Genomic DNA, 16,249 nt, shown 5'->3' with positions numbered 1-16,249 from the left:
CGCACCCCCGGCGCGCCGGCCCTCACGGCGATGCCCCCAACGCCGAGACAGAGAAACGGCACAGAATCGGGCCCCTGAGAGGGCGATTCTGTGCCGTTTCTCTGTCTCGGCGAGTTTGTCAGGGCGGGCGAGAAGAACGTCGCGGCCCCCCGTGGTCTTCTCGTCTGGTTGTATGTCGGGCGTACCAGCACTGGTACAATCGTGGCGCAGCTCAAACGCAAACCAGGGAGGCGCCATGTGCGGAATCGTCGGCTACATCGGTAGGGACCAGGCGGTTGGCTATCTGCTCGAGGGCCTGAGGACCCTCGAGTATCGCGGCTATGACTCCGCGGGCGTCGAGGTCATCGGTGCGGACGGCGCCCTGCACGGCGTCAAGTGCGCCGGCCGCGTGTCCGCGCTCGCCGAGCGCTGCGAGACCGCCAACCTCGTGGGCACCGCCGGCATCGCGCATACGCGCTGGGCCACCCACGGCGCCCCCACCGACCGCAACTCCCACCCGCACCGCGACTGCACGGGCCGCATCGCGATCGTGCACAACGGCATCATCGAGAACTTCCGTGAGCTCCGCAGCTACCTGCAGAAGAACGGCCACGAGCTCGCGAGCGAGACCGACTCCGAGGTCGTGGCGCACCTGATCGAGGACGCGTGGGCCGGCCCGTCCAAGGGCGACCTCGTCTCCGCCGTGCGCAACGCCGTCCGTCGCCTCGAGGGCTCGTGGGCCCTCGCCGTGGTCTGCGCCGACGCCCCCGGCGAGATCGTGTGCGCCCGCAACGGCTCGCCGCTCGTCGTGGCCTCCACCGAGGGCGGCGCCTACGCCGCCTCCGACGTGACGCCGCTCGCGAGCGTCACCTCCCACGTCATCCAGCTCGAGAACGGCCAGATCGCCCGCCTCGAGGCGTCGGGCGCGGTGAGCGTCTTCGACGAGGACGGCGCGCTCGTCGAGCACCCCACGACGCTCGACATCGACTGGGACGCCTCAGCGGCAACCCTCGGCGGCTACTCCGACTTCATGGCCAAGGAGATCGCCGAGCAGCCCGAGGCCATCGAGCGCCTGCTCGCGGGTCGTCTGGGCGAGAAGGGCATCTACCTGGACGAGCTCTCCATGACGGGCGAGGAGCTCGCCTCGATCGACCTCGTCTACCTCATCGCGTGCGGTACCTCCTACCACGTGAGCCTCATCGCGCGCACCCTGATCCAGACCTGGGCCAAGGTGCCCGTCATCTGCGACTACGCCTCGGAGTTCAACTACGAGCAGGACGTCATCGTGACGCCCAACACCCTCTGCGCCATCATCACCCAGTCCGGCGAGACGGCCGACACCCTCACCGCCGCGCGCCGCATGAAGGGGATGGGCTGCAAGGTCTTCGCGATCACCAACGTCCTGGGGTCCACGGCGGCGCGCGAGTCCGACGGCACGCTCTACGTGCAGGCGGGCCCCGAGGTCTGCGTGGCGTCCACGAAGGCGTACACGGCGCAGATGGTGGCGAGCGCCCTTCTCGCCCTGCGCCTCGCCGAGGCGCGCGGAGAGATGGACCGCGCCGAGGTGGAGCGCCACTACCGCGACCTCTGCGCGATCCCCGACCTCATCCGCGAGGTCATCTCGCGCTCCTGGCAGGACAAGCGCGCGGCGGCCGTCTTCCGGCGCGCCCGCTCGGCCCTCTTCCTGGGTCGCGGCGTCAACTCCACGACCGCCTACGAGGGCGCGCTCAAGCTCAAGGAGATCAGCTACCTGCACGCCGAGGCCTACCCGGCGGGCGAGATGAAGCACGGCCCCATCGCCCTGCTCGAGCCTGGCTTCCCCGTGGTGGCGATCGTCCCCGAGGACCGCGTGCACGATAAGACCGTCTCCAACATCCAGGAGGTCATCGCCCGCGGCGCGGTCTGCGTGGCCGTGGCGACCGACGGCGACGAGGCCGTGGCGTCGCTCGTGGAGCACGTCCTGTGGATCCCGCCGGTCAACGACGAGCTGCTCGTGCCCATCGTGGCGGTGGTGCACCTCCAGATGCTCGCCCGATACGTGGCGCGCGCCCGCGGCTGCGACGTGGACAAGCCGCGCAACCTGGCCAAGTCCGTCACGGTGGAGTAGCGCGATGGCGACGGCTGGCATCGGGGTCGACATGCTCGAGATCTCGCGGATGGAGCGCGTGCTCGCGCGACGCCCCAACTTCGCGCGGCGCGTCTTCACCGAGGAGGAGCGGGCATACTGCGACAGGAGCGCCCGGCCCGCGGAGCACTACGCCGCGCGCTTCGCCGCGCGTGAGGCGGTGGTCAAGGCGCTCGGGACGGGGTTCTCGGACGGCGTGAGCTTCCGCGACGTGTCGGTGGGGCGCGACGAGTCCGGGCGACCCCGGGCGCTGCTCAGCGGTCGCGCCGCCGAGGTCGCCCGGGAGCGCGGGATCCGCGAGATCGCGCTCTCGATCTCCCACACGCACGACGTCGCGGTGGCCAACGCGATCGCGGTGACCGACGACGTGCGACCCGCCCCCGACGCGCGCCGCGAGGCCGAACGGGCCCTGGCGAGCTCGTTCAGGGAGGCCCGGGCCGTCCTCGACGAGCTGGAGCGCGTGCAGGAGGCCGAGCTGGACGAGCTGGAAAGCTCACGGGAGGAGTAGAACATGCAGCCAGTGCTGAACATAGACGACGTCAAGCGCGTCGAGGTGGCACTCACCCGCGAGGGCGTGAGCGTCTCGGAGCTCATGCACCGCGCGGGGCTCGCCGCCGCGCGCGAGGCCCTGGAACTCGGCGGCGCGGACAACGTGGTGGTGCTCGTGGGGCTGGGCAACAACGGGGGCGACGGGTGGGTCGCCGCCGAGGCGCTCCACGAGCGCGGCGTCAACGTGACGGTCGTGAGCCCCATCGAGCCGGACGCCCTCTCCGGCGACCTCGCCCGCCAGGTCGCGCAGAGCGCCGAGCGCGCGGGCGTCTCCGTCCTGGTGGGGCCGTCCCGCGACGAGCTCGAGGTCCTTCTCGCCACGGCCGACGTGGTTCTCGACGCCATGCTGGGAACGGGCTTCCACGGCGCCGTGCGCACCCCCTTCGACATCTGGATCGAGTGCGTGAACGCGTGCCCCGCCCGCGTGGTCTCCGTCGACGTGCCGAGCGGCCTCAACGCCGAGACGGGGCGCGCCGAGGGCGCGTGCGTGGTCGCCGACATGACCGTGACGATGCTCTCCCTGAAGCCCGGCCTGCTGGCCGACGACGGCCGTGACGTGACCGGCGCCATCGTGGTGGCGCCGCTCGCCGAGCAGACCGAGCGCCTCGTCGTCGACGAGGATCCGGTCGCGTGGCGCACCGACCTCGTGGACTACCTCGAGTGCATCGCCCCGCACACCGCCTCGGTGGACAAGTTCGGCCGCGGCTCGGTGCTCGTGGTGGGTGGCTCGCGCCGCTACCCGGGCGCCGCTATCATGGCCGCCCGCGCCGCCGCGCGCATGGGCGCTGGCTACGTGACGCTCGCGATGCCCGCCTCCGCGGCCGCCGTCGCGCAGACCCACCTCCTGGAGATCCCCGTCGTCCCGCTCGCCGAGGACGCCGAGGGCACGCTCACAGCCGACGCCGCCGACGTGGTCCGCAAGCTCGCCGGGCGCGCCTCCGCCGTGCTCGTGGGCCCGGGGATGCGCGTTGGCGGCGGGTCGTGCGCGGTCGTCTCCGCGCTGCTCGAGTGCGACGTGCCTCTGGTCGTGGACGCCGACGGGCTCAACTGCATCGCCCGGCTCACCAACGGCGGCCTCGCCGAGTACCCGGAGATCATCCGCCGCGACGCGCCGCTCGTCCTGACCCCGCACCGCGGCGAGCTCGGCAGGCTCGTCGGCCGCCTCGGCGGGGCGGCTCCGTCCTCGCTCGTCGACCAGCTCTCCGCCGCGCGCGAGATCGTGTGGGCGGACGGCGGCTCCGAGCTCGCCGTCGTGAGCAAGGGCACGGCAACGGCATGCGTCAGCGTCGAGAAGGCCGTGCTCCCCAAGCCGGGCCCGGCCGCGCTCGCCACGGCGGGCTCAGGGGACGTGCTTGCTGGTATGATGGCCTCGGCCCTCGCGCAGCGCTGCGGGGAGGGGGCCGAGCTCGACCTGGCCCTTCTCGCTGCCTACGTCTGCGAGGTGCACGCCTACGCGGGCATGCTCGCCGTGCGCCGCATGGGCTCGCGGGCCGTCATGGCCGGCGACGTCATCGACGTGATCGGCGTCGCGTCCGACGCCGTGGACGAGCACGTCGCCTACCCCGAGGGTTCGCTCGAGGACTAGCGCGTCGCGCCGGGAGGGGGATTGAGCGTGGAGAGGGTGCAGGGTCCGGAGAGCCGCTGGGCGTGGGTCGAGGTCAACCTCGCCGCGCTGCGGCGCAACACTACCGCCTTCAGGCGGCGGCTCGAGCGCGGCGTGGAGCTCATGTGCGTCGTCAAGGCCGACGCCTACGGACACGGCGCCGTCCCGTGCGTCAAGGTCATGCACTCCGCCGGGGCGAGCCAGTTCGCCGTGGCGACCGTCGCCGAGGGCGTGGCCCTGCGCGAGGCGGGCGTCGAGTGGCCCATCCTCGTGCTGTCCGAGCCGCCCGTGGACTGCGTGCGCACGCTCGTGGAGCACGACCTCATGCCGTCGGTCTACACGGCCGACTTCGCGCTCGCGCTCGGTGAGGCCGCTGCCGCCGAGAACCGCGTGGCCCGCTACCACCTGGCCGTCGATACCGGCATGACGCGCATCGGCGTGCGTCGCTCCGACGCCGTCGAGCTGCGCCGCACGATAGACTTCCATCGCGGCCTGGAGTGCGCCGGCACCTTCACGCACTTCGCCACCGCCGACGTCCCCGACGACTGGGACTTCGCCCTGCAGCTCAACCGCTTCCGCGAGACCGTGGAGGCCCTGCGCGGCGCCGGGCTCGAGACGGGCCTCGTCCACTGCGATAACACGCCGGGCACGATCATGCACCCGGAGTGCCACTTCGACATGTGCCGCGTGGGGATCGGCCTCTACGGCCTCCACCCTGCGGAGATCACCCGCTCCTACCTTGACCTGGAGCCGGTCATGAGCGTGCGCGGCCGCGTCACGCGCGCAATCTACCCCAACGTGGGCGACGGCGTGGGCTACGGCCTCACCTGGCGCGTCCCGAAGCAGAACATCCAGGTCGCCACCGTGCCCATCGGCTACGCCGACGGCCTGGCGCGCGAGCTCTCCAACCGCATGGAGGTCCTCGTGGGCGGCATGCGCTGCCGCCAGGTGGGCAACATCTGCATGGACCAGTTCATGTTCGCCGTGGACGTGAACCCCACGCGCTCCTATCGCCCGACGCGGCCGGTGGAGTACGGTGACGTCGTCACCATCCTGGGCGCGAGCGATGACGAGCGAATCAGCGCCGAGGAGATGGCATCGCTGCGCAACACCATCAACTACGAGGTCGTCTGCGACTTTGGGATGAGACTTGAGAAAATCTACACGTAAGGGGACGGCCGCGGGCGGCACCGCCGCGGAGCGAAGGGGGCTCGACCTCATGTCCGTCATGCACATACCCGGCCACGAGCACCAGGGGCCGCGCGAGGTCTCGCTGCGGGAGATCCGCGACCTCATGGGCAACTGCCAGCTCTGCCCGCTGGGCGCCACGCGCACCAACCTCGTCTTCGGCGTGGGTGACCCGCACGCGCGCGTGATGTTCGTCGGCGAGGGTCCCGGACGCAACGAGGACCTGCAGGGCGAGCCGTTCGTGGGAGCGGCGGGCCACAAGCTGGACGCCCTTCTCGGCTTGGCTGGTCTCACGCGCGACCAGATCTACATCGCCAACGTGGTCAAGTGCCGACCGCCCGGGAACCGCAACCCCAAGCCCGAGGAGATCGAGGCCTGCGCGCCGTTTCTGCGCGAGCAGATCCGCTCGATCTGGCCGGACGTGATCGTGTGCCTGGGCAACTTTGCGTCGCAGTTCGTCCTGCGCACCAACAAGGGCGTGACCTCGCTGCGCGGCCAGCTCTACCAGACCGGCCACTTCACGGTGTGCCCGACGTTCCACCCGGCGGCTTGCATCTACCACGCGGAGTGGCAGCCGCTGCTCGAGGCCGACCTGCGCATGGTGGGCGCCTGGCTCGCGGAGCACCCGGCGGGGACGGAGGCATAGATGGGCGAGAGGAGCTTCCGCACGATCTCCCGCGAGGAGACGATCGCGCTGGGCGAGCGTCTGGGCCGCGCCCTCACCGCCGGTGACGTGCTCGTGCTGACGGGCGACCTCGGGGCGGGGAAGACCCAGCTCACCAAGGGAATCGCCGCCGGCATGGGGGTGGAGGGCGACGTCACGAGCCCCACGTTCACCATCGAGATGGTCTACGAGGGCGCCGAGATGCCGCTCTATCACTTCGACCTCTACCGTCTGGACGACCCCGACCAGCTGGAGGACACGGGGATCTTCGACGTGCTCGGCGCCGACGGTGTATGCTCGATCGAGTGGGGCGAGCAGTTCGCCGACCAGATCGGCGACGCGCGCGTGGACGTCTTCGTCACGCGCCTCGACGACGAGGCGACGCCGGGCGAGGAGCCCCCGCGCGAGGTCCGGCTGGTCGCGCACGACGCGCGGGGTGAGGCCCTTCTCGCCGCGCTGTGATCTTTTTCTCGAGCATCTGCCTTCTATGCCGACTTCTGAATAGTTTTTGACGCGCGTTACCCTGAACGGCGGAATGCGCGCCAACTTTATCTGGTCTTTTGCGGGGCCAAACTTTGCCTGAGCGTCCCTCTGAATAGAAATCTATTCAGAAGTCGGCGTGGAAGGCAGGTGTCGTCAAAAGTGCCCGTCGAATATGCCTGGAAGCGTCGGCCGGGCGCGCCCCCTGCCCGTATTCCGGCATTCAAAATGAGAAAAAATCTCACTTGAGATTTAGTCTCAATATGCTATCCTCATATCAGACACGAGGGAGGTGGGACATGCCAGCGAGAAACACCGTGCAGCGCCAGGTCATCGCCGACGCTCTGCGCGCGCTTGCCAACCATCCCACCGCCGACGAGGTCTACGAGGCCGTTCACGCGGAGCATCCCAGCGTGGGGCGGGCGACCGTCTATCGTACGTTGGGGAGGCTCGCCGACGAGGGCGTCATCGGCCGCGTGCGCATCAACAACGGGGCCGACCGCTTTGACCACCAGACGTTCGCGCACTACCACGTCCGCTGCGTCTGCTGCGGCCGGGTGGACGACGTCATGGTCCCCGTGCTCGACGAGCACGTGGAGCGCATGGCCGAGCGTGCGTCCGGCTATCGGGTCTGCGGCCACACCGTGCAGTTTGACGGCGTGTGCCCCGCGTGCCAGGCGACCGAGAAGAACGACGAGGCATCAACGGCACAGGCGAGCGCCTGAGCCGCGTGCATAGGAGAGGGGCGGGGCCGCGGTCCCGCACCACACGACAACAGGAGGTTCACGATGGACAAGTGGGTCTGCAAGGTCTGCGGTTACATCTACGAGGGCGCCGAGCCGCCGGCGGAGTGCCCGGTCTGCCACGCTCCGGCCAGCCAGTTCGAGAAGGTCGAGGGTGAGCTCAAGCTCGCCGCCGAGCACGAGTACGGCATCTACGACAAGACCGTGAAGGACAACCCCGACGTCTCCGACGAGGACAAGGCCTACATCCTCGAGCAGCTCAAGGCCAACTTCAACGGCGAGTGCTCCGAGGTCGGCATGTACCTCTGCATGGCGCGCATCGCTCACCGCGAGGGCTACCCCGAGATCGGCCTCTACTGGGAGAAGGCCGCCTACGAGGAGGCCGAGCACGCCTCCAAGTTCGCCGAGCTGCTCGGCGAGGAGCTCGAGCCCAACATGAAGGCCACCACGAAGGACAACCTCGCCTGGCGCGTCGACTGCGAGTTCGGCGCCACGCAGGGCAAGGTCGAGCTGGCCACCTGCGCCAAGAAGAACAACCTCGACGCCATCCACGACACCGTCCACGAGATGGCGCGCGACGAGGCCCGTCACGGCAAGGCTCTCAAGGGCCTGCTCGAGCGCTACTTCGGCTAATGGCTGGTCGGCCTAGGAAGAAGGCCGCCGGATCGAAGAAGGTCAAGCCCTCGGGGCCCGCGCCGTGCGCGGTGCTCTGGGGGCTTGACCCCTCTGTCGAGAAGGGCGCGACGGTCCGGGCGGTGCTGAAGGAGATGGGCGTGGTGGCGCGTACGGCGCTGCCCGAGCGCCTGGGCGACCCGGCCGGCGCGTTCGCACGGCTCCCGGGGTTCCGACCGGCGGTGATGCCATACGCGGGGTCGACGCCGGCGGTGGGGGAGTTCGTGCTGCTGTGCGGCCTCTCCGACGCGCAGGTGAACGAGTTTCTCGCCCGCTCGCGCGAGGCGGGGTGCGTAGTGGGTCCCAAGGCGCTGCTCACCAAGGCCAACCGCGCGTGGCCGCTCGCGCGGCTGATGGAGGCGGTCGCCGCCGAGCACGCCCAGATGGGCTCGTGACGCCGGGCTGTGGTGTTGGTTCCACAAAAGTGAGGCGAGTTTTTCGCTCAACTGGGGAAACCCAAAAGCTTGGCTGAGATTTGCGGCCGCAAAAGTCACGTGAGCGAGAAGCGCGGCAAGCCCGCCCCGCCCGGGGTTTGACTACACTAGAAGGGTTGAACCTCCGAGCGAGAAGAGCTGTGAATGAGCGAGAAGAACGCCGCGGTGGCGACCCCTGCCGAGAAGATCATCCTTGCGCTGGATACGTCCACGGACATGCTGGCCTGCGCCGTCGGGCGCGTGGGCGCGGACGGCGCCGTGACGGTGCTGGCCGCGCGCGACCACATGTGCCGCCGCCAGGCCAACGTGGAGCTCGTGACCACGGCGCAGCAGGCGCTCGCCGACGCCGGCCTTGCGATGGGCGACCTCGACGCCGTGCTCGTGGGGCGCGGCCCCGGCTCGTTCACGGGCGTGCGCATCGGCATCGCCACGGCCAAGGGCCTCGCGTGCGGCGCGGGACTTCCGCTCTTTGGCACCTCGGCGCTCGACGCGATGGCGTGGTCGGCGCATGCCGCCGGCGCGCGCGGCACGCTCGCGGTGGCGGGCGACGCCATGCGCGGCGAGGTCTACCCCGGCATCTACGAACTGGATGACGCCGGCGCGCACCGCACCTTCCCCGCCGAGACCGTGCTCAAGGCCGACGCCTGCGTGGACGCGTGGGCGGGACGCACCGACGCGGCCGACCTCACGCTCACGGGCAACGGCCTGGTCAAGTATCGCGCGCGCTTCGAGGCCGCGGGGCTCGCGTCCTTCTCGCCCGAGGAGGCGTGGTACCCTACGGGCGAGGGCCTACTCCGCGCGGCCGTCGAGGCCGGCGTCTTTGACGAGCAGTCCGGTGACCCGGCGCTGGTCCTTCCCATCTACACGCGCCTCTCCGACGCCGAGGAGGCAGAGCGCACGCGCCTCGGCCTCAAGAAGCCGGCGTCCGTGGAGCTCACCGGCGTCGATGACGCGCTCGCGGGCATCCACCTGCAGTTGCGCCCCATGACGGTGAACGACACCGCCGCCGTGGCCGCGCTCGAGGCCGCCGTCTACGAGGCCTCCGCGCACACGCCGTGGACCGAGAAGATGTTCTACGAGGAGCTCTCCCAGCCCGGCCGCAGCTGGTGGGTCGCGCACGACCAGGGGAGCGTCATCGGCTTCGCGGGCGGCGTGCTCGCCGGGGCCGACTTTGAGGTCGAGGAGGTCGTCGTGGACGCGGCGCGTCGCCGCGAGGGGATTGCCGCGCGCCTCGTTGCTCGCGTGGCCTACGACGCGCAGATGCTCGGCGCGCAGACGATCTCCCTCGAGGTGGACGACAAGAACGAGCCCGCCCGCGCCCTCTACGGCGCGCTCGGCCTCGCGGAGGAGGGCCGTCGCCCGGGCTACTACGGCGCCGGCCACGATGCCCTCATCCTGCGTGCCCCGCTGCCGCTCGCGGCGGACGCCGTGATCGCGACCGGCCGCCCGGAGCCCGCGCCCTCGATCCGCCCGTGGCCCATCGTGCCCGGCGAGCGCACGCCCGAGGCCACGGCCGCGCTGGCCGCTGCCGGCCCGCTCATCCTCACGATCGAGTCCTCCTGTGACGAGACCGCCATGGCCGTGACCGACTCCCACGGCGTGGTCTGCGCGAGCGTCGTGGCCACGCAGATCGACTTCCACGCGCGCTTCGGCGGCGTGGTGCCCGAGATTGCCTCCCGCAAGCACACCGAGGCCATCGTGGGCGTCTTCGAGGAGACGCTCGCGCGCGCCGGCGAGCACTTTGGCGTGGACACGCTGGTGCCGGCCGACCTCGCGGCGGTGGGGTGCACGGCGGGACCTGGTCTCGTGGGCGCGCTCGTGGTGGGCGTGGCCTTTGCCAAGGGTCTCTGTGCGGCCGCCGACCTGCCGCTCATTGCCGTGCACCACCTCGAGGGCCACCTCATGGCCAACCTCTTCGAGACGCCGGACCTGCAGCCGCCCTTCGTGGCGAGCCTCGTCTCCGGCGGCAACACCATGCTCGTGCACGTGCGCGCCTGGGGCGACTACGAGATTCTGGGCTCCACCATCGACGACGCGGTGGGCGAGGCCTTCGACAAGGTGGCCAAGGCGCTCGGGCTGGGCTACCCCGGCGGCCCCGTGATCTCCAAGCTCTCCGCGCAGGGCAACCCCAAGGCCATCCACTTCCCGCGCGCGATGATGCACAGCGGGGACTACTCCTTCAGCCTGTCTGGCCTCAAGACCGCCGTCATCACCTACATCGAGGGCGAGAACCGCGCGGGGCGCCCCATCAACCTGCCCGACCTGGCCGCGAGCTTCGAGGCGGCGGTCATCGACGTGCAGGTGGCCAAGGCCGTGACCGCCGTGGAGCAGACCGGCGTCTCCGACTTCTGCGTCGGCGGCGGCGTGGCGGCAAACCCGGGCCTGCGCGCGGCCTACCGCAAGGCCTTCGAGAAGCGCGGCGTGCGCGTGACGGTGCCGCCCATGCGGGCCTGCGGCGACAACGCGGCGATGATCGGCATCGCGGCCCTGCGGAGCTACAACGCGGGGTCCTTCTCGCCGCTCACGCTCGATGCCGACCCCAACGCCGCCCTTGGCACCTGGGCCACCCCCAACGCCCCCGTCCCTCCCACCTGGGAGTAGGATGGCCACCTGCGACTACGAGTCTCCGCTCGGGAGGATGCTGCTGGCGGCAGATGATGAGGGCCTGACGGGCGCGTGGTTCTACGGGCAGCGCTACTTTGCGCGCGGACTGGATGATGCCGAGAAGAACGCGGAGGCTGAGACGCCCGCGCTGGCGGCTGCGAGCCGCTGGCTGGACGCGTACTTCGCAGGGGAGCGCCCGGGCGTGACCGACGTCCCGCTGGCACCGCGCGGCACCGCCTTCCAGCGCCGCGTATGGAGCGCGCTTCTGGCCATCCCGTACGGGGAGACCCGCACGTACGGCGAGCTCGCAGCTGAGCTGGGGTCGTCGCCTCGCGCCATTGGGACCGCCGTGGGCAAGAACCCCATCAGCGTGATCGTCCCGTGCCACCGCGTGGTTGCCTCAGACGGCTCCCTCACCGGCTACGCCGGCGGCCTCGATCGCAAGCGAGCGCTGCTCGAGCTGGAGCAGGGCCGCGTCTAGTCCCTCGGCTCCAAGGCGCCGATGGGCGCATCGCGGCCGGGCGATAAGAACCCGCCGCGAGTTCCGCAGCCGCGCCCTTTGCGGCGAGGACTGTCCGAGCGCCGGGTTCTTATCGCCCGGCCGCCCCACGGCGACCTAGCACGCGCCGGACCTGCACATGAGCTCGATGATCGTCCGGTCCGTCTCGCGCATGCCCTGCGCCGCGAGCACGCCCACGTTGCGGATCGTGTTCTCCACGCCCTTGACCACGATGCCGTCGCCGCCGTAGAACTGCTTGCCCTGGCGCTGCATCTGCATGCCCAGAAGGCCGGCCTCAACCGCGCTCGCGATCTTGGCCGCGCAGCTGGCCTTGGCACCGTCGCAGACCATGCCGGAGTCGATGGCGATGGCGTTGACCACGGTGTGTGAGATCTCGTCCGCCCGCCCGCCGTAGAGGTAGGTGATTCCGGCCGCCGCACCCGCGCCCGCGCTCGTGGCGCCGCAGTAGGCGGAGAGGCGCCCGATCCCGGTCTTGAGGTGGATGGTCACGAGGTTGGACACGACCAGCGCGCGGAGCAGCTCGTCATGGGAGACGTCCAGCTCCTGGGCGTAGACGATCACGGGCACGCTGGCCGTGAGGCCCTGGTTGCCGCTGCCGGAGTTGATGACCACGGGCAGCTCGCAGCCGCCCATGCGCGCGTCGGACCCGGCGGCCGCCCAGGCCTTGGCGCGGTTTGCCACGCCGTCGCCGTAGGCGTCGAGCAGGACGCTGCCGATGTTGGCGCCCCAACTGCCCTCGAGCCCCTCGCGCGCGATCGCCATGTTGCAGGCGATCTGCCGACCGAGCAGCTGCTTGACGTCCTCCAGGTCGGCCTCGCCGGCAAACTCGACGATCTTCTCGATGGAGAGGCAGCTGCGGTCCGTGCCCGCGTCCTGCTCGCCCGCGTCCTCCTCGAACGGCACGTCGAGAAGGGCCTCGTCGTCGCGCTCCACGCGGATGACGTTGGTGTGCGAGCCGGCGATCTCGCAGAACGCCTCGTGGCCGTCGCCCGAGACGCGCACTTGGATGTCGAAGATCCACGGGCGCTCGCTCGGCGCCACGGTCACCTCGTGCGCGGCGAGGTAGTCGTGCATCTCGGCGACCTGCTCGCCGGTCACGCCGGCCAGGACCTCGAGCCTGGCGTCCGCGTCGCCGGCGACTACGCCCGCCGCTGCGGCGGCCTCGATGCCGCGCGCACCGCCCGTGTTGGGCACGACGACGCTCTTCACGTTCTTGATGATGTTGGCCGACGCGGCCACTTCCACGCGCTCCGGCAGCGCGCCGAGCACCTGGCGTGCGAGCGCGGCGCAGTAGGCCACGGCGATGGGCTCGGTGCAGCCCATCGCGCAGACGAGCTCCTCCTCGAGGATGGCGACGTAGGCGTCGTAGGTCTCCTGGTCCATGAGGTCCTCCCGGGTGAGGCGTTACGGTGGTGTTTCCCACGATGGTATCAGCTCGCGGTTCTTCTCGCCGCGCGCTATCCTGCCGACGTGCGCGTAACTTTCTCGCATCGGGTGCGCCCGCTTGCAAGGGGGAGGGGAATGGGTCCCCTCCGGTTGCGTCGCGCGGAAGGGGATTACCACAAAAGGGAAAGGAACCACCATGAAGGCCACCCCGCGCGTTCTTGTATCTGACAGAGTCTCTCGCCGCGACTTCCTCAAGCTCTCGAGCCTCGTGGCGGGCATGGGGGGCGTTATGGTCCTTTCCGGCTGTGGTCCCGCCGCACAGGAGGGTGCCGACGACGCCGCTGACGACGCGGCCGACGAGCCCGCGACCGACACCCCCGGGGCGACCCTCGGTGACGGCAAGACCCTCCGTGTTGGCATGGAGGCCGCCTACGCCCCCTACAACTGGCAGGTCTCCGAGGAGTCCGACACCACCATCCCCATCGAGAACGTCGAGGGCGCCTTTGCCGACGGCTACGACGTGCAGGTCGCCAAGCGCATCGCCGAGGAGCTGGGCATGGAGCCCGTGGCCGTGAAGATGGAGTTCGGCGCGCTCGTCGACTCCCTGAGCAACGGCACCATCGACATCATCTGCGCCGGCATGTCCGTCACGCCGGAGCGCGCCGAGTCCGCCGACTTCACCGACTCCTACATCGACGACGAGGTCATCATCGTCGTGAAGAAGGACGGCCCCTACGCCGGCGCCACCAAGCTCTCCGACTTCTCCGGCGCCTCCGTCCTCGGCCAGAAGGACACCTTCTACGACGACCTCATCGAGGAGATCCCCGACGTCAACCACCTCACGCCCGTCGCCACGGTGCCGCTGGTGGTGGACGCCATCGAGAACGGCACCTGCGACGCCATCACGTTCTCCTCGATGTCGCTGCCCAACCTGCTCGAGAACTACCCCGACCTCATGAAGGTCGAGCTCGAGGAGGGCGAGGGCTTCTCCGACCCGAGCAACCCGGACAACGCCGCCATCGCCAAGGGCCAGGACGAGATGCTCGACCGCCTGAACGAGATCATCGCCGGCATCACCGAGGAGGAGCGCCTCGAGATGTGGCAGGACTGCATGGACCGCCAGCCGGCGTAGCGACGAGGGAACAACCCCCCACGCAATCCGAGCGGGGCGGGGGCCTTGGCCCCCGTCCCGTTCACGGCGAGAAGAACCGCGAGAACCGCAAGGAGCCCTGATGTCAAAACTGCGTGACTTCGTGACGCGCGACCATCGCTACGTGCTGCTGGGCACGAGCGTCGTGGCGTTTCTCGGCATGCTGCTCTCCAGCTCGCCGCGCCCGGAGCTCTCCTTCCTGGCAAACGCCTTCACCGTCGAGCTGGTGATGTACTACGTCCTGGCCGCGTGGCTCGTGCTCTCGGCCGTGGCGCTGGTCTACAAGCTCACGCACTGGCAGAACTACGCCGAGTCGGCACCGTTCGTGCGCCCGGCCGTGGCCCGCGCGCTGCGCGTGGGCTCCTACGTGATCTGGGCGATCGCCGCGGTCCTTCTCGTTGACCGCTGGGTCATGGGCCTGGCGAGCGCCTGGCAGGTGGCCGCCGCCGCGGACAGGATGCCCGACGACATGCTCGCCCAGGTGCTCTACATGTTCCAGCAGGGCCGCGACACGTATGTCACCGGCATCGTTACCACCATCGAGCTGGCCGTCTTTGGCACGCTGATCGCGTTTTTCCTGGCGCTTCTGCTGGTCTTCGTGCGCATCATGGAGATCGACCGCTCCGACAACGACTGCGTGCGCTTCTTCAAGAAGATCGGCGTCTGGTTTGCCAAGCTCTACAGCACCGTGGTGCGCGGCACGCCGATGCTGGTGCAGGGCGTTATCGTCTACTACGCCGGCTTTGCCGTGGTGAGCGGATTTGGCCTCAGCGTCACCGAGACCAACGCCATCTGGTCGCGCTTCATCGCGGGCCTCGTGGTGGTCTCGCTCAACTCCACCGCCTACATGATGGAGGTGCTGCGCGGCGGCATCGAGTCGGTGGACAAGGGCCAGATGGAGGCGGCGCGCTCGCTCGGCCTCTCGCAGTGGCAGGCCATGGTGCGGGTCGTCTTCCCGCAGGGCATCAAGTTCGCCATCCCCGGCCTCTCCAACGAGCTCGTCATCAACATCAAGGACTCGTCGGTGCTCTCGGTCATCGGCGTGTTCGACCTGGCCTTCGCCGCGTCCACCGTGGCGGGCATCTACTACAAGCAGCTCAACGCCTACCTCGTGGCGGCCGTGTTCTACCTGATCATGACCGCGATCGCGTCGTGGCTGCTCGGCAAGTTTGCGCACCATTTCAACGTCAAGGCCGAGACCATGGGCAGCACGTCCGACCAGCCCGTGAAGGTGGAGGAGTAAGCCATGAGCGAGAAGAATGTCAGCTCCGCCGCCGAGCCGATGGTCCGCATCGAGGGCCTGCGCAAGAGCTTCGGCGACCTCGAGGTCCTGCGCGACATCAACCTCGACGTCATGCCGGGCCAGGTGGTCACGATCATCGGTGCCTCGGGCTCGGGCAAGTCGACGCTTTTGCGCTGCATCAACCTGCTCGAGACGCCCGACGCCGGGCACGTCTGGTTCCACGGCGCCGACCTCGCGGCCGAGCACGTGGACGTGAACCGCCTGCGCGAGAAGATCGGCATGGTGTTCCAGGGCTTCAACCTGTTCAACAACATGAACGTGCTCGACAACTGCACGCTCGCGCCCGTGACCCTCAAGAAGATGGGCAAGGCCGAGGCCGAGGAGGTCGCGATGCGTCACCTCGAGTCGGTGGGCCTCGCCGACTTCGCCCGCGCGGACGTGAACAACCTCTCCGGCGGCCAGAAGCAGCGCGTCGCCATCGCGCGCGCCCTCTGCATGCAGCCCGACCTCATGCTCTTCGATGAGCCCACCTCCGCGCTCGACCCCGAGATCGTGGGCGAGGTCCTCGAGGTCATGCGGCGCCTCGCGGCCGAGGGCATGACGATGGTCGTGGTCACGCACGAGATGGCCTTCGCGCGCAACGTCTCCGACGAGGTCGTCTTCATGGACAAGGGCGTCATCGCCGAGAAGGGCGCCCCCGACAAGATCTTCTCCGCGCCCGAGCACCCCAGGACCCGCGAGTTCCTCTCCCGCTACCTCGAGGAATAGCGGTCGCGTATCGGTCCCCGGGGGCACTTTCGAGAACTCCTGCCTTCAAAGCCGACTTGTGAACAGTTTTCTGTTCGGACATGTCGCATGTCGCCCCGGTGTGCTCGTGAATCCTGCGAAAACGCCGGGCGTCAGGCGCTC

General features: G+C 69.7%; 15 protein-coding genes. 14 read left to right on the top strand and 1 reads right to left on the bottom strand.

Annotated features, from left to right (window positions below):
• Window positions 1-235: 235 nt before the first annotated feature.
• The 11 genes from glmS (at window position 236) to B5F73_RS09550 (ending at window position 11,522) form a co-directional block, all read left to right on the top strand.
• The gene (glmS, locus tag B5F73_RS07760; protein WP_087227676.1) at window positions 236-2,086 is read left to right on the top strand and encodes a glutamine--fructose-6-phosphate transaminase (isomerizing); all 1,851 of its coding nucleotides are present in this window, start codon (window positions 236-238) and stop codon (window positions 2,084-2,086) included.
• A 4-nt stretch (window positions 2,087-2,090) separates the two neighbouring features.
• Window positions 2,091-2,612: a holo-ACP synthase gene (acpS, locus tag B5F73_RS07755; protein WP_087227675.1), complete on the top strand. Its 522-nt coding sequence runs from the start codon at window positions 2,091-2,093 to the stop codon at window positions 2,610-2,612.
• Between the two features lie 3 nt (window positions 2,613-2,615).
• The gene (locus B5F73_RS07750) at window positions 2,616-4,238 is read left to right on the top strand and encodes an NAD(P)H-hydrate dehydratase (protein ID WP_087227674.1); all 1,623 of its coding nucleotides are present in this window, start codon (window positions 2,616-2,618) and stop codon (window positions 4,236-4,238) included.
• Between the two features lie 27 nt (window positions 4,239-4,265).
• The gene (alr, locus tag B5F73_RS07745; RefSeq protein WP_087227717.1) at window positions 4,266-5,426 is read left to right on the top strand and encodes an alanine racemase; all 1,161 of its coding nucleotides are present in this window, start codon (window positions 4,266-4,268) and stop codon (window positions 5,424-5,426) included.
• A 49-nt stretch (window positions 5,427-5,475) separates the two neighbouring features.
• Window positions 5,476-6,090, top strand: coding sequence for a uracil-DNA glycosylase (locus B5F73_RS07740; protein ID WP_087227673.1), 615 nt, complete (start codon window positions 5,476-5,478; stop codon window positions 6,088-6,090).
• Window positions 6,091-6,570, top strand: a complete 480-nt coding sequence (gene tsaE / locus B5F73_RS07735) for a tRNA (adenosine(37)-N6)-threonylcarbamoyltransferase complex ATPase subunit type 1 TsaE (RefSeq protein WP_087227672.1) — start codon at window positions 6,091-6,093, stop codon at window positions 6,568-6,570.
• 317 nt (window positions 6,571-6,887) lie between these two features.
• Entirely contained in the window at window positions 6,888-7,313 is a 426-nt protein-coding gene (locus B5F73_RS07730) for a transcriptional repressor (protein WP_158094784.1), read from the top strand.
• A 63-nt stretch (window positions 7,314-7,376) separates the two neighbouring features.
• On the top strand, window positions 7,377-7,964 hold the full coding sequence (locus tag B5F73_RS07725; protein ID WP_087227670.1) for a rubredoxin-like domain-containing protein: 588 nt from the start codon (window positions 7,377-7,379) through the stop codon (window positions 7,962-7,964).
• Window positions 7,964-8,398 carry a DUF3783 domain-containing protein gene (locus B5F73_RS07720; protein WP_087227669.1) on the top strand — a complete coding sequence of 145 codons (435 nt, stop codon included), beginning with the start codon at window positions 7,964-7,966 and terminating at the stop codon, window positions 8,396-8,398. Before B5F73_RS07725 ends, B5F73_RS07720 begins: the two co-directional genes overlap by 1 nt.
• A gap of 183 nt (window positions 8,399-8,581) precedes the next feature.
• Entirely contained in the window at window positions 8,582-11,038 is a 2,457-nt protein-coding gene (tsaD, locus tag B5F73_RS07715; RefSeq protein WP_087227668.1) for a tRNA (adenosine(37)-N6)-threonylcarbamoyltransferase complex transferase subunit TsaD, read from the top strand.
• Window position 11,039: 1 nt separating this feature from the next.
• Window positions 11,040-11,522, top strand: coding sequence for a methylated-DNA--[protein]-cysteine S-methyltransferase (locus tag B5F73_RS09550; protein ID WP_087227667.1), 483 nt, complete (start codon window positions 11,040-11,042; stop codon window positions 11,520-11,522).
• A gap of 135 nt (window positions 11,523-11,657) precedes the next feature.
• On the opposite strand, the gene B5F73_RS07705 is transcribed toward B5F73_RS09550, so the two are convergent.
• The gene (locus tag B5F73_RS07705) at window positions 11,658-12,944 is read right to left on the bottom strand and encodes an L-serine ammonia-lyase, iron-sulfur-dependent, subunit alpha (protein WP_087227666.1); all 1,287 of its coding nucleotides are present in this window, start codon (window positions 12,942-12,944) and stop codon (window positions 11,658-11,660) included.
• 199 nt (window positions 12,945-13,143) lie between these two features.
• Here B5F73_RS07705 and B5F73_RS07700 point away from each other — a divergent pair, with 199 nt between their 5' ends.
• The 3 genes from B5F73_RS07700 (at window position 13,144) to B5F73_RS07690 (ending at window position 16,108) form a co-directional block, all read left to right on the top strand.
• On the top strand, window positions 13,144-14,079 hold the full coding sequence (locus B5F73_RS07700) for a transporter substrate-binding domain-containing protein (RefSeq protein ID WP_143803169.1): 936 nt from the start codon (window positions 13,144-13,146) through the stop codon (window positions 14,077-14,079).
• A gap of 100 nt (window positions 14,080-14,179) precedes the next feature.
• Complete coding sequence (locus B5F73_RS07695) at window positions 14,180-15,340, top strand: amino acid ABC transporter permease (protein ID WP_204206289.1); 1,161 nt, start codon at window positions 14,180-14,182, stop codon at window positions 15,338-15,340.
• Window positions 15,341-15,343: 3 nt separating this feature from the next.
• Window positions 15,344-16,108, top strand: a complete 765-nt coding sequence (locus B5F73_RS07690; RefSeq protein ID WP_275531488.1) for an amino acid ABC transporter ATP-binding protein — start codon at window positions 15,344-15,346, stop codon at window positions 16,106-16,108.
• Window positions 16,109-16,249 lie beyond the last annotated feature (141 nt).

The organism is Olsenella sp. An270 (assembly GCF_002159735.1).
Classification (GTDB): domain Bacteria; phylum Actinomycetota; class Coriobacteriia; order Coriobacteriales; family Atopobiaceae; genus Thermophilibacter.
The sequence above is the reverse complement of the archived record's forward strand: the minus strand, read 5'-3'. Positions and strand labels throughout refer to the sequence as shown.